Genomic DNA, 13633 nt, shown 5'->3' with positions numbered 1-13633 from the left:
CCGCCGCGTCCGTCGAGACGCGGCCTTGGACGTACGTCAGCGGACGTAGAGCGGGCCCCGTTGTGGTGCACGGCCGCGTATCGAAGGGGAGGCGCGGCCGTGCACCAGGAAAGCGTCAGCGATGCAGGACGGTGATGGTGTGGCTGCCGCCGGGGACGTCGATCCGGGCGTAGCCGCCGGTGATCTGCGGGTGGATGACGCGGCCGTTGTCCAGGATCGTGCTGCCCCTGGTCGCGGGGACGGCGATGGTGCCGCTGGTCGTGCGGGGCGCGGTGACGGACAGGTCGAAGCGGTGGCGACTGGAGGTCCAGCGGGCACTGATGTCGCCGTACCTGGTGGGCACGACGCCCTCGGCCCAGGCCAGCCGGCCGGGGCGGGGCTGGATGGACCACGTGGCGTAGCCGGCGCCGACGGGGCTGACGCCGAGGACCTGCTGGGTCAGCTGGACGGTGGGGGAGGCGGCCCAGCCGTGGGCGAGGCTGGCGGTGGCGCGGTTGACGCCGCCGTCGTTGTTCTTGAACTCCCAGAGGCCGCCGGTGTAGAGCGGGTTACTCGGGTCGACCATCGGTCCCCACGTGCGGCGCATGAGGGCGAGGGCCCCGTCGACGTCGCCGGCGGCGAACCGGCCGGCGGTTTCCATGCCGTTGCCGAATGGTTCGATGGTATGGCCGGTGGGGTCCTGGAGCCCGGGGCCGAGGATCGCGCCGTACGGCGTCCACAAGGAAGAGAGCGCCCGCAGCACGCTCGCGCGCCGGTCGGCCGGGACGAAGTCGTACTGCAGGGCGAGGGCGTTGGCGTCCTCGACGAGTACGTCCGGGTGGTCGGTGCTCTGCCCGTACGCGTCCAGGGTGGGGTTCCACAGGCGTGCGTTGACGGCGGTCTTGATGGCGTCGGCCTTGGCGTCGTCAGCGGCGGCCGCGTCCGAAGAGCCCACTGTGCGCTCGAGCCAGGCCATCTCCCGCAGCAGGATGTAGTAGTCGATCGAGTATTTGGTGACCTCGCCGGTCTGGGTGGCCTGCCAGAAGTCGCGGTCGTTCGAGGCCACCAGGTTGCCGGCGGTCAGGAAGGTGTCGTTGTAGGCGAGTTCCCGGCGCAGGTTCGGCAGGCGGCCGACGATGTAGTCGCGGTCACCGGTGTAGCGGTAGTAGTCGATGGCGGCCCGCGCCCCGTACCCGGAGTAGTTGTTGGAGTAGAACAGCGGCGACCCCGCGGGCGACGTGCGCTTGGCGAAGTCGGGCGAGCCCGGCAATGCGCCGTCGGCGCGCTGGGTGGCGAACAAAGCCTCCAATGAGGACTTGAGGTACGAGGCGCCGACGTCGCCCAGGGTGCTCAGAATGGTCGGACCCTGCACCAGCAGATCGCCGGTCCAGATGCTGCGATCGCGCTTGGCGCCGTCGTAGATGCGTTCGTCCATCAGTCCATTGAGCCCGGCCGGCTTCATGTTCAGCTGCAGCGTGTAGGCGCCGGAGTACCACATGCGGTTGAGCTGGTCGTCGCTGGAGAAGAACCACCCGCGGTAGTCGCGGGCCGTGGCGCGGTAGGCCTGGAAGTCGACCCCGAGCCCGGCGAGGGCGATCGTGCCCGGGGTGGTGAGGGTCAGAAGGACAAACCGAAAGCCACCGTGGAATCCACCGGTGATCCGGCCCGGAGCCGTGACCTGAAGCGTGTCCGGTCCGCCCACGCCGGCCAGTCCGCGGGACTCGTCGGAGGCGGGCGCCCCGGGGGAGGTGACGACGGCGGCGCCGGCGGCGACCGCCTGGTCGAGGGGCCGGTCCAGGTCGATCGTGCGTGCGGTGGAGTCAAAGCCGGTTATCGTACGCGGCTGAGCGCCCCCGAACGTGATGGTGTTCCCGATCTCCAGGCTCACGGCTGACGCGACCGTGATCCGGACGTCTCCGGCGGCAGCGTCGGCGGCGGTCGTGGTCGCCGCCGGGCGGCGCAGGTACTGTCGCGCCTCACCGGTCACGAGCTGGAGGGTCGCGGCGCCGCTGACACCGGCGATGTCCACATAGGGCGTTCCGGCGATGTCCTTGCCGAAATCCAGAAGTACCGAGGCCGGTGTGCTGCCCGCCGTGGTGGTCAGGGTTGTCGTCCGGCCGTGGCCGCGCACGAGCGACTCGGGATGGGTGACCGCGCCCCGGCCCTCGGCCCGCACCGCCGTGACGGGGGAGGTCGCTGGGCCGAGAACGTAGGACCGCCACGACCGCGAGTGGGCACCGGCACCGGCCGGCGCCGCGGTGAGGCTGGTGATCAGAACGAGTCCGATGATCAGAGTCCGTCGTGCCGTCGAGGCACGCAGGGAATAGCGCAACGTCGTTCCTTTCTCGAGGGGAACGGAACTTGTAACGTTTCATCGAGGCGGGTTGAGAAACGTTTCTCACGCGTTTCGCCGACCATACGCATCGATGTCGCGGCCGGTCAAGGCTTCCGCGTCAGGCCACGAAGGCGAACTCCACGGAAAGCGGGAAACGTTACCCGTCGGTCGGCGTCCGGGTCGCCGCCGGATCTGGCGCGGGCCGCGGTGCTGCCGCTCGCGCCGGGCCGGCCGTGGTGCGCCGGACGACGAGCGTGGGCGACAGCTTCACGTGCGCCGTCCGGCGGTCACGGTCGGCGATCCGGTCGACCAGCAGCCGGGCCGCGTTGGCGCCCATCTGGCGGCCGTCCTGGTCGACGCTGGTCAGCGAGATCGGGCCGAACGCCGCGAGGGCGCTGTTGTCGTAGCCGACAACGGAGACGTCGCCGGGAACCGACAATCCGGCCTCGGAGATGGCCTCCAGCGCTCCCAGCGCCACGACGTCGGCGCCGGCGAAGATCGCTGTCGGCCGCTGGTCCCGGCTCAGCAGTTGCTTCGCCCCGAGGTAGCCGCCCTGGTGGGTGTAGCTGGTCGAGGCGATGTCGATCTGATCGGCGAGCCCGTGCTCGCGCATCGCGTCGCGGTAGCCGTTGGCACGCTGGGCGTTGGGCATCTCCAGCAGGCGTACGGGATCGGTCTCGTGGTGTTCGATGTGCGCGATCCGGCGGTGGCCGAGCCCGGCGAGGTGCTCCACGACCAGGGCGGCGCCGGCCACGTCGTCGTCGGTGACCGTGTCGTAGGCGGTCGACGAGCCGTGCCGGCCCACGACGACCGTGGGCACGCTGCGCGCGACGTTGTTCAGCCGCGTCCTCGACGAGACCGGGGCGATGAGGACCAGGCCGTCCATGCTGCGGTCGATCATGGCCTCGATGACCCGGGCCTCCTCCTTCTCGCCGTTGCAGCCCGGCGCGAGCAGCACCTGGTACGCGGTGTCGCCGAGCTGCGCGGTGATGCCGTCGAGGATGTCGGCGAAGAACAGGTTGCGCAGCTCCGGAATCATCACGCCGATCGTGTACGTCTGCCCGCGCAGGCCCCGGGCCGCGGCGGAGGGCCGGTACCCGAGCTCGTCGATCGCCTGCTGCACCTTCGCCCGCATGGCCGGGCTGGCCCCGTACGCGTTGCGCAGCACCTTGGAGACGGCCGTGGTGGACACCTGGGCGTGCCGTGCGACGTCGACGATCGTGATCCGCCGGTGGGCTGGCTTCGGCACCGCGTCTCCTCTGGGTCGGCTAGCACGAGCGTACTGATCAACCGCCGGAAAGCGTGCGCGCCCGCCTCCGATCGGTGTGAAACGTTATTCAAAACGGCCTCACCACTCCCTTGACGCTGTTCGGCACCTGCTCGTAAGGTCGGCGAAACATCGTGGAAAACGTTACCCATGCCACACCAGCCGCGAGGCGACCGCTCGGCCCTCGGCGCCGACCGCGGACCGCGCCCCGGACGTACGTCTGAAACGTTTCGAAGAAGTGGGTTCCCGTGACAATCGATACGAAAGCCCCGCCCGGGAGGGCCGTCGTGACCGCGACGCGGTCGCGGCGGCCCCGGGTGACGCCGCCCTGGTGGTTCGTCGCCCCGGCCATGCTGCTGTTCGCGTTCGTCGTCCTGGTTCCGAGCGCCCGGGGCCTGTACTACGCCTTCACCGACTGGGACGGGCTCGATCCGGAGTTCTCCTTCGTCGGCCTGCGCAACTTCGCCGACATGCTCGACGACCCGAACGCGCTGCGGGCGGTCTGGCACACGATCCTGCTCGCGATGGCCATCACGGTGATCCAGAACGGGATCGGGCTGCTGCTGGCGCTCGGCGTCACCACGCTGATCAAGACCCGGAATGTCCTGCGGGTATTACTGTTCGCGCCGGCGGTGGTCACACCAATCGTCACCGCGTACCTGTGGCGAAATCTGCTCGGCCCGGACGGCGCGGTGAACAGCCTGCTCGGCGCCGTCGGTCTCGGCTCGTGGGAGCAGGACTGGCTCGGCAACCCGCGACTGGCGCTGTGGATGATCGTGCTGGTCATAGTGTGGCAGTTCGCCGGGTACTCGATGGTGATCTTCCTGGCCGGGCTCCAGTCGATCCCGCGGGAGATCTACGAGGCCGCCGCGCTCGACGGCACCGGACCCTTCCGCCGGTTCTGGTACGTCGTCCGTCCGCTGCTCGCGCCGGCCATCACGATCAACCTGATGCTCTCGATCATCGGCGGCATCAAGTTGTTCGACCAGGTCTACGCGCTGACCGGGGGCGGGCCCGGGCACGCCACCGACACCATCTCGACCCTGATCTACAAGGACGCCTTCACCCTCGGCGAGTTCGGCTACAGCATCGCGCTGGCCGTCGTGCTCACGGTGATCGTCGCCATCGTCTCCGCCGGGCAGTACTCGGTGCTGTCCCGCAACGAGAGGGCGGCGTCGTGACCCGGTACACCAGGCGAACCTTTTTGCTCGAGATGGCCATGGTCGCCGTGGCGATCGTCTTCGCCTTTCCCGTGTACGTGCTGGTCAATCTCGCTCTGCGGGCGCCGTCGGACACCTCGTCGCCGATCCGCCCGACCGCCGCGCCCACGCTGGACAACTTCACCCAGGCCTGGCAGCAGGCGGGACTGGGCGGCGCCCTGATCAACAGCGTGGTGGTGACCACCGTGAGCGTGCTGATCGTGCTCGCGGTGTCGTCGCTGGCCGCCTACCCCCTGGCCCGCTCGACCGCGCACTGGTCCCGCGGCACGTTCCTGCTGATCATGCTGGGGCTGCTCCTGCCGTTCCAGCTCGCCTCGCTGCCGCTGTATCAGACCATTCGCGACCTCGGCCTGCTCGGCTCGGTCTGGTCGTTGGTCCTTTTCTACTCCGGCCTCCAGGTTCCCTTCACGACCTTCCTGTACGTCGGGTTCCTGCGCGCGCTGCCACGTGACTTCGAGGATGCCGCCTCGATCGACGGTTGCTCGCCCCTGGAGAGCTTCCGCTTCGTCGTCTTCCCGATGCTCAAGCCGGTCACGGTCACCGCGCTCGTGCTCAACGCGGTCGGCGTCTGGAACGACTTCTTCACCCCGCTGCTCTACCTGTCCGGCAGCGACCACCAGACCATGCCGGTCGCGATCGCCGGCTTCGTCGGCCAGTACGTCTCCGACTGGAACCTCATCTTCGCCGCGCTGCTGATCAGCGTCGTGCCCGTTCTGGCGGTCTACCTCGCCCTCCAACGCAGCATCATCAACGGCTTCGCCGGAGGTCTGAAGGGATGACCGTACGACCCGCAAACCCAACCGATCTCCGACCTGGGAGAAATTGATGAGAAAACACGCCTTCGTGGCCGCCCTGACCGTCGTCACTCTCACGGCCGCCTGCTCCGGTGGAACCAACGCCAACTCCGGCGGCGGTGACAACAAGACCCTGACCATCGCGTCCGTCGACCAGGGCTCGATCGAGAAGGTCGTCGACGCGTTCAAGGCCGCCAACCCCGGTATCACGGTCAACCTCACGACCGCCGGCGCCGACCAGTATCAGCAGCAGATCCGCACCCAGCTGGCGTCCGGCACCGCGCCCGACGTGATGACCGTGTGGCCCGGCAACGGCAACCCCGGCGCGACGTACGTGCTCGCGAAGCCCGGCTATCTGCTCGACCTGTCCGACCAGCCGTGGGCCTCGCAGCTGCCCGACTCGTTCAAGAGCGTCGCCCAGTACGACGGTAAGACCTACAACGCGGTGTTCGGCCTCAACGGCATCGGCGCCGTCTACAACGACGACGCCATTCAGAAGGCCGGGCTCACCGCGCCGACCACCTGGACCGAGTTGCTCACCTTCTGCAAGGCGGCCGCGGCCAAGGGCACCCCCGCCTTCGCGCTGGGCATCCAGGACAACTGGGTCACCCAGCTCGTGCTGTACGCCCTGGTCGCCACGACCGTGTTCGGCCCGGACAAGGACTTCGCCACCAAGATGGCAAACGGTCAGGCCACTTTCGCCAACTCGCCGTGGACCACCGCGATGGCCAAGTACCAGGAGATGAGCAAGGCCGGCTGCTTCCAGAAGAACCCGCTCGGCACCAGCTACGAGGCCAGCCAGACCCTCGCCGCCACCGGCAAGACGCTCGGCATCGTCCAGGGCAACTGGGTCATCGCCCTGCTCAAGGGCAAGAACCCGAGTGGGAAGTTCACCATGAAGGCGCTGCCCGCCACCGACGACCCGGCCGGCTTCCTCATGCCCGCCGCCGCCGGCGCGGGTTACGGCGTCAACGCCAAGGCGAAGAACAAGGAACTCGCCCTCAAGTTCGTCACCTTCGTCATGTCGCCGGCGGGGATGAAGACGTTCAACGAGGCCCAGGGCAGCCTGCCCACCCTGTCCGGCGCCGGAACCACCGTCGACCCCGGCCTGACCGAGCTGACCACCTATGTGAAGGACAATAAGACCGTGCCGTTCATGGACCAGCTGTGGCCGAACGCGAAGGTGCAGCAGACGATGCTCAGTGGCCTGCAGGAGATCTTCAGCAACCAGTCCACGCCGGACAAGGTCCTCGCCGCCATGGACCAGGACTACAAGGCCGGTGCCTAGCCGTCCCGCCGGGGCCCGCCCGGGCCCCGGCGCCGGCGCCGACTTCCCCGACGACTTCCTCTGGGGCAGTGCGACCTCGGCTCACCAGGTCGAGGGCGGCAACACCAACAACGACTGGTGGGACTTCGAGCACGACCCGGCCACCGCGGCCCGCGAGTCCTCCGGCGACGCCATCGACCACTTCCACCGCTACTTCGAGGACTTCGCCCTGCTGTCCGCGCTGGGCCACAACGCCCACCGCCTGTCGCTGGAGTGGTCGCGGATCGAGCCCGCGCCCGGCGAGTTCAGCCGGGCCGCGCTCGCGCACTACCGGCGGGTGCTCACCGCGCTACGCGACGAAGGCCTGACCGCCTTCGCCACCCTGCACCACTTCACGCGGCCGCGCTGGTTCGCCGCCCGCGGCGGCTGGCTCGCTCCCGACGCGGCCGCCACCTTCGGCCGGTACTGCGCGCGCGTCACCGCCGAGCTGGGCGACCTCATGCCGTACGTCTGCACCATCAACGAACCGCAGATGATCGCCCTGCACGGCTACCTCGAGGGCTACCACCCGCCCGGCGTCACCAACCCGATCCTGTGGAAACGCGCCGGCGACGCCCTGCTCGAGGCGCACCACACCGCCGTCTCCGCCGTGCGGGCCACCTCCGACGCCCAGGTCGGACTGGCCGTGCAGCTGCCGCTGCTGGCCCCGGCCCGTGAGGACGACGCCTGCGTCGCCTTCTGCGAAGCCATGCGCTACGAGATCGTCGACCGCTACCTGGACGGCGTCGATGGCGACTGGCTCGGCGTGCAGTACTACCGCAAGCAATGGGTGGACCCGTCTTCACCCACCCGGTTCGCGGCGCCGCCGCCCGGCACGCCGCTGACCCAGATGGGCTGGGCGGTGCATCCGGACGGCCTGCGCCAGATGCTGCACCGCGCGGCCCGCGCCTCGCTGCCGCTCTACGTCACCGAGAACGGCATCGCCACGACCGACGACGCCGAGCGGGCCGACTACCTCGCCACCCACCTCGCCGCCCTCGCCCAGGCCCGCGCCGAGGGCGTCGACGTGCGCGGCTACCTGCACTGGTCGGCGTTCGACAACTTCGAATGGAGCGAGGGCTACCGGCCCCGGTTCGGGCTCATCGCCGTCGACCGGGACACCTTCACCCGCACCCCGAAACCGAGCGCGTACGCCTACGCCCGAGTCGCCCGCACCGGTCGTCTCGACGCGCTCGCCGAGCAGGAAAGCACCTGACCTCGACGCGCTCGCCGAGAAGGAAAGCACCTGACCTCGACGCGCTCGCCGAGGCGGAGAGCACCTGAACCTCGACGCGTGGTCAGAGGACGAACTCGCTGTGCCCGGCCGGCGCGGTCGACTCCTTTCCCGATGGCGGGACGAAGCGGACCGGGACCGGGCTGTCCACCCGGACCTGGCCGTTGTCCACCTCGACCCGGACCAGGCCGTGCGGGGTCGGGACCGCGCCCGCCACGCGCTGGACGGCGCCCGGCCGGGGTGCGACCCGCACCGCCCCGTAACCGGGCTCGTCCGGCGTTACGCCGAGCACGTACCAGATGAGGTCCTTGGTGGGGGTGGCGCTCCAGGCGTGGACCGGAGTGCCCCAGCCCCAGCACTCGCCGAAGGTGTCGAAGCCGTCGTGCAGGAAGACACTCCAGCGCCGGAGCAGGCCGGGGAGGCGATCGGCTTCGCCGGCCGCGGCGACCGCATCGTGCACGACGTAACTGAAGAACGGCTCGGCCAGCACGATCTCCTGGTCGACGTCCCAGTCGATCCGGTAGATCCCCTGCGACTGCTCCACGATCTTGTCCATGTCGTAGCCGCCGTCCTCGCCGCCGATCCAGGAGCGGACGACGAGCCGGGAGGCGTCGGTGATCACGTCGACGATGCCGGCCCAGCGCTCCCGCGGGGCGAGCCCCGACACGATCGCCACCGCGCCGGCGGCCTGCGAGAGGGCCGGCATCCGTACGCCGTCGAGGATGTGGTCGACGTAGCTGCCGCGGTCCGGGTCCCAGAAGTCCTCGTAACCGGTACGGGCCCGCTCCCAGAGCCCGAGGGCCCACGCGGCCGACGCCGTGTTTCCCAGCCACTCCGCCATCTCGGCGTACTCGGCGAGCCCCCGTGCCCACAGCCCGGTGCTCAGCGACGAGCGGCCGCTGGAGAACACGCTCGCCCAGTCGATCAGGTTCCATTCGGGCAGGTCGCTGAGCGTGCCGCGGTCGTCGATGTAGGGCTCGTACCAGCGCAGCACCCGCTCGGCCACCGGCAACAGCCGGAGCGTGGCCGCCCGGTCGCCGTCGTGCCGGAACTGGTTCCACACGCCGTGGATCCAGTGCAGCGCCCAGTCCGGGATCGTGTAGCCGCCGGAGTACTCGATCTCGCCGACCACGCTCATCGGCAGCATGCCGTCCGCGCGCGGCGAGGCGCCCAGGGTGACGTAATTGCGGGCCAGCCGCCAGTCCTCGTTGGCGACCAGGTGGACCATCTGGTGCACGACGCCGTCGCCGACCCAGGCCCGCTGCTCCCGGGTCGGGCAGTCGGTGAAGGCGTCGAAGGAGTTCAGCTCGGTGGTGCGGATCCCGGCCCGGTAGAGGCGGTCGAGCTCCGGGTCGCTGGAGTGGAACTCGGCCCCGCCGGTGAACGGATAGTGGTACTCGTTCACGGCGATCTCGCGGACGGTGACCTCGCCGGTGCCGGGCGGGATCAGCAGGAAGAGCTGCCGCAGACCGTTGAGGTCGACCGCCCGGTACCGGTCGGCGAAGCCGCGGGTGACGTAGCTGGCGCTGCTGCGGGGCGCGGAGGCGACCGGCCCGGCGACGGCGTCGTAATCGGCCGATTCCTGATAAAGCAGATCCAGCCGTACGCCGGGCGGCGCGTCCACGTCCAGCTCGACGTGGCCGGCGACGATCCGTCCGAAATTGACGGTCAGCAGGGTTGCCGCATCGGGGCTGAGGTCGACGGTCAGTGGCAGCTGAGCGACGCGCCCGGCCTCGCCGACGCGGAGCTGGCGAATCAGCCGCTCGGCCGGGTGGTCGGGCAGGTCGGCGACGGCCGGCGCGCTCCGCACGACCGCCGAGGGCGCCACGACCCGGGCGCCGCCGAGCGTCCCGATGCCGCGGGGGAGCATCGCGCCGTACGGGTCGACCGGCGGCCGGGATTCGGCGAGCGCCCCGTTGTGGCCGGCCTTGAGAACCGTGGCCGGGACCCAGGCGGAGTCGTCGAAGTCCGGCTCCCGCCAGCCCGGGTCGAGCTCGCGGGCGTCGAGCAGCTCGATCGGCACCCCGTCCAGCGCCTTTCCGGAGCCCAGAGATCGCCACGCCCGCGACCGGACCGCCCGCCACCGCTCGTCGGTGACCAGCCATTCGTCACCGACCTAGGCCTCGAGCACGAGCTGCGCGTCGCGGCCCATCAGCCCGCTGGAGGCGGCCGGCTGCCAGAACGAGTTCGCGTGACCGTAGTAGGTCACCAGCACCGCGACGACGTTGCGCCCGGGCCGCAGGTGACCGGCGATGTCGTACTCGTCGTACCGCAGCCGGCGCGGCTGGGACCGGATCGGCCCCCGGCCGACCTCGACGCCGTTGACCCACAACAGGTACCGGGAGTCGGCCGAAACCCGAAGCGGCACCCGCGCCGGCACCTCCGGGAGATCGAGGACCCGCCGGAACTGGGCCCGCGAGAAGCCGGCGGGCGGAAGATCCGACCCCACGCTCGTCGGGTCGACCGAGAACGGCGGGACATCCGGCGCCACCCAGTGCCCGCGCCACCGCACACCGGGGAAGTCCGTCGTCGACATGGCTGCTCCTCACCCGTGCTGCCGCTTGATACGTTTCAACGTCATCCTCGCAGCTTCCGCGGCGTTCCGGAATGCCCTGGGAGTACACCCCAGCGCCGGGTGCTCGACCGGCGCGTACTCCGATGATCGATGATGGGCTCATGAGCACTGATCAACTCGGACCATTCGCCCAGTTTCTCGGCATCGACCTGGATGCGGCCGATGGGGACGAGGTGAGTGCGCATTGGCCGGTGCGGAGTGACCTTCTTCAGCCGTACGGGATCCTGCACGGCGGCGTGCATTGCAGCGTGGTGGAGTCGCTGGCGAGTCTGGGCGCCGCCCTGTGGCTGGGCGATCGGGGCAAGGTGGTGGGGGTCAGCAACGCGACCGACTTCTTCCGGCCGGTCGGCGACGGCGTGCTGCGGTCGGTGGCCCGTCCGGTTCATCGGGGCCGAACCCAGCAGGTGTGGGTGGTGGAGACCCGCGACGAGCAGGACCGGCTGGTGGCGCGCGGACAGGTCCGGCTGCAGAACCTGACCTGAGCCTCAGTCTTCGCTGCCGAGGCCGGTGTAGACCGCGCTCGCGTTGTCGCCCAGCGCCAGGCGGGCGGTTTCCTCGGTGAGCAGCTCGGCCACTGCGCGGGCGTTCGCCGCCACCCCGGGCACACCGGGCCAGTCCGTTCCGAAGATCCAGCGGCGGGCGAGGCGGGACAGGTCGTGACGGGCGTAGTACTCGGGCAGCCGTTTGGGCGGCAGGCCGGACAGTTCCAGCCAGACCGTCGGGTTGGTGAGCGCCAGGAACGCCGCCGCGTCGTACCACCAGCCGCGGCCGCCGTGGGCGAGAACCACGTTGAGGCCGGGGAAGTCCCGGAGGACCGGCAGCAGGAACCGTGGGTCGGCGTTCTCGTTCATCGAGCCCGGGAACGAGCTGGTCCCGCAGTGCACGACCAGCGGCGCGCCGGCCTCCTCGAGCACCTGGTAGGCCGGATAGAGGGCGGCGTCGTCGCACCGGAAACCGCCGTGGACCGGGTGCAGCTTGAGCCCGGCGGCGCCGAGCGCGAGCTGCCGGCGTACCTCGGCTGCGATCGGAAAATGCAGATGCGGGTTGACGTTGGCCATCGGCCGGAACCTTCGGGGGTTGTGCTCGACCAGCGGGAGCAGGTCCTCGAAGGTCTGCATCCCCGTCGCCTTGGGGCTGTACTCGCAGAACAGCACCGCCACGTCCACGCCCTGGGCGCGGAAAAGCTCGTCGAGGCGCTCCGGCCGGGGCTGCCCGGCCGGGTCCCAGACGTCGTCGAGGATGCCGTCCGGTCCGAAGTCGCGGGCCCACTGCAGCCAGGCCGGCCGCAGCGTGCCCAGCACCGGCACGTGGACATGCACGTCGATGAGGGGCAGTCCGTCGAGCATCCGTTCTCCTACCGTTCGGCGATGAGAGCAACCATTTCCCGTACGCGGAATCTCTGCATCTTGCCGGTGGCGGTGCGGGGGATCTCGTTGACGAACAGGACGTGCCGGGGGCGCTTGAAGGAGGCCAGGCCGTCGCGGCACCAGAGGATCAGCTCGTCCTCGGTGGCCGGCGCCCGCAGCACGACGACGGCCACCGGCTTGTCGATTCCGTACTCGTCGGGCAGACCGACCACCGCGACCTCGGCCACCGCCTCGTGCTCCAGCAGCCGGGCCTCGACCTCGGTGGGGGAGACCCAGATGCCGCCGGCCTTGAGCATGTCGCCGCTGCGGCCGAGGCAGGTGTAGAAGCCGTCCTCCGAGCGCACGTACGTGTCGCCGGTGCTGAGCCATTCGCCCTGGAAGACCAGGCGGCTGGCCTGGGTCCGGCGCCAGTACCCGAGCGCGATCGACTCGCCCCGCACGAACAGCGACCCCGGCTGACCGGGCGCCACCACCGCGCCGGACGCGTCGCGCAGCTCGATCTCGTACCCCGGAACCGGTTGCCCCGTGGTTCCCGGCCGGATCCGATCGGGGTGGTTGGACAGGAAGATGTGCAGCGCCTCGGTCGAGCCGATCCCGTCGATGATCTCGACGCCGAACCGGTCGGTGAAGCGCTTCTGCAGGGCCGCCGGCAGCGGCTCGCCGGCCGAGACGCACAGCCGGACCGCTGCGAAGGCCGTGTCGTCCAGGTCGCCGGCCACCAGCGCGGCGTAGAAGGTCGGAACGCCGAAGAACAGCGTCGGCCGGTCCCGCCGCAGCCGTTCGCCGACGATAGCGGGCGTGGGCCGGCGCGGCTCGAGCAACGTGCTCGCACCCACCGCGAGCGGGAAGAACATCGAATTCCCTATCCCGTACGCGAAGAAGAGCTTGGCGGCGGAGAGGCAGACGTCGTCCGGGCGGATGCCGAGCACGGTGCGGCCGTACGTCTCGCCGACGTGCCGGATGTTGGCGTGCCGGTGCATGGCGCCCTTGGGGGTGCCGGTGGTGCCGGACGTGTAGAGCCACAGGGCCCACGTGTCCTCGGTCGTCGCGGCCGGCTCGCGCTGGTCCGCCGGCTGGAGCTCGCCGGCGGCCACCAGCTCGGACCATGTGCTCGTCAGCACGCCGGGCGGGCCGAGCAGCGCCTTGTCGCCGTCGCAGATGAGGTGGCGCAGCTCCCCGGCGCCGGCCACGGCCTGCTCGACCTGGGTCGCGTAGTCCGTGCCGGCGACCACGACGACGGCGCCGGAGTCGGCGATGATCTCACCGAGCTCCCGGGCGCCGAGCATCGTCGAGACGGGTACGGCGACGAACCCGGCGGTGAACGCGGCCAGGATGCCGGTGAACATCGGGACGTCGTCGCTGGTGACGAAGACGATCCGGTCGTCGTGGCGCAGGCCCAGCGAGCGCAGTCCCGCGGCGACCGTGGCGACGCGCTCGGACAGCTCGGCGTAGGTCAGCGGCTCCGGGCCGGCCAGGGCGACCGCGTCCCCGTTGCCCTCGGCCACTTGCCGGGTGGTGAGCCAGGTACCGGCGTTGAACGGGGTTCCGGACATGGC

11 protein-coding genes are annotated in these 13633 nt (G+C 70.3%); 5 read left to right on the top strand and 6 right to left on the bottom strand.

Annotated features, from left to right (window positions below):
* Positions 1 to 115 precede the first annotated feature (115 nt).
* On the bottom strand, positions 116 to 2311 hold the full coding sequence (locus A3CQ_RS0148320) for an alpha-L-rhamnosidase C-terminal domain-containing protein (RefSeq protein WP_020518191.1): 2196 nt from the start codon (positions 2309 to 2311) through the stop codon (positions 116 to 118).
* A 160-nt stretch (positions 2312 to 2471) separates the two neighbouring features.
* Positions 2472 to 3563 (bottom strand): LacI family DNA-binding transcriptional regulator, encoded by a 1092-nt coding sequence (locus tag A3CQ_RS0148315; RefSeq protein ID WP_020518190.1) that lies wholly within the window; start codon positions 3561 to 3563, stop codon positions 2472 to 2474.
* A 305-nt stretch (positions 3564 to 3868) separates the two neighbouring features.
* On the opposite strand from A3CQ_RS0148315, the gene A3CQ_RS0148310 reads away from it, so the two are divergent.
* From A3CQ_RS0148310 to A3CQ_RS0148295, 4 genes are read left to right on the top strand one after another with little or no spacing between them, the layout of a single operon-like run.
* Positions 3869 to 4762: a carbohydrate ABC transporter permease gene (locus tag A3CQ_RS0148310; protein WP_020518189.1), complete on the top strand. Its 894-nt coding sequence runs from the start codon at positions 3869 to 3871 to the stop codon at positions 4760 to 4762.
* On the top strand, positions 4759 to 5580 hold the full coding sequence (locus A3CQ_RS0148305; RefSeq protein ID WP_026207036.1) for a carbohydrate ABC transporter permease: 822 nt from the start codon (positions 4759 to 4761) through the stop codon (positions 5578 to 5580). The genes A3CQ_RS0148310 and A3CQ_RS0148305 overlap by 4 nt, the downstream gene beginning before the upstream one ends.
* Positions 5581 to 5626: 46 nt before the next feature.
* Positions 5627 to 6883, top strand: a complete 1257-nt coding sequence (locus A3CQ_RS0148300; RefSeq protein ID WP_020518187.1) for an ABC transporter substrate-binding protein — start codon at positions 5627 to 5629, stop codon at positions 6881 to 6883.
* The gene (locus A3CQ_RS0148295; protein ID WP_020518186.1) at positions 6876 to 8117 is read left to right on the top strand and encodes a glycoside hydrolase family 1 protein; all 1242 of its coding nucleotides are present in this window, start codon (positions 6876 to 6878) and stop codon (positions 8115 to 8117) included. The genes A3CQ_RS0148300 and A3CQ_RS0148295 overlap by 8 nt, the downstream gene beginning before the upstream one ends.
* 82 nt (positions 8118 to 8199) lie before the next feature.
* On the opposite strand, the gene A3CQ_RS0148290 is transcribed toward A3CQ_RS0148295, so the two are convergent.
* Entirely contained in the window at positions 8200 to 10158 is a 1959-nt protein-coding gene (locus tag A3CQ_RS0148290) for an alpha-L-rhamnosidase-related protein (protein WP_020518185.1), read from the bottom strand.
* A gap of 93 nt (positions 10159 to 10251) precedes the next feature.
* A complete protein-coding gene (locus A3CQ_RS0148285; protein WP_020518184.1) occupies positions 10252 to 10671 on the bottom strand; it encodes a hypothetical protein in 420 nt (139 codons plus the stop codon).
* Positions 10672 to 10811: 140 nt separating this feature from the next.
* Between A3CQ_RS0148285 and A3CQ_RS0148280 the strand changes: the two genes are divergently transcribed.
* Positions 10812 to 11192, top strand: coding sequence for a PaaI family thioesterase (locus A3CQ_RS0148280; protein WP_020518183.1), 381 nt, complete (start codon positions 10812 to 10814; stop codon positions 11190 to 11192).
* 3 nt (positions 11193 to 11195) lie between these two features.
* On the opposite strand, the gene A3CQ_RS0148275 is transcribed toward A3CQ_RS0148280, so the two are convergent.
* Entirely contained in the window at positions 11196 to 12056 is an 861-nt protein-coding gene (locus tag A3CQ_RS0148275; RefSeq protein ID WP_020518182.1) for an amidohydrolase family protein, read from the bottom strand.
* 8 nt (positions 12057 to 12064) lie between these two features.
* A complete protein-coding gene (locus A3CQ_RS0148270; protein WP_020518181.1) occupies positions 12065 to 13630 on the bottom strand; it encodes a benzoate-CoA ligase family protein in 1566 nt (521 codons plus the stop codon).
* Positions 13631 to 13633 lie beyond the last annotated feature (3 nt).

The organism is Paractinoplanes globisporus DSM 43857, assembly GCF_000379645.1.
GTDB classification, from domain to species: Bacteria; Actinomycetota; Actinomycetes; order Mycobacteriales; family Micromonosporaceae; genus Actinoplanes; species Actinoplanes globisporus.
Note: the sequence above shows the minus strand (reverse complement) of the source record. Positions and strands in the feature narration are given on the sequence as shown.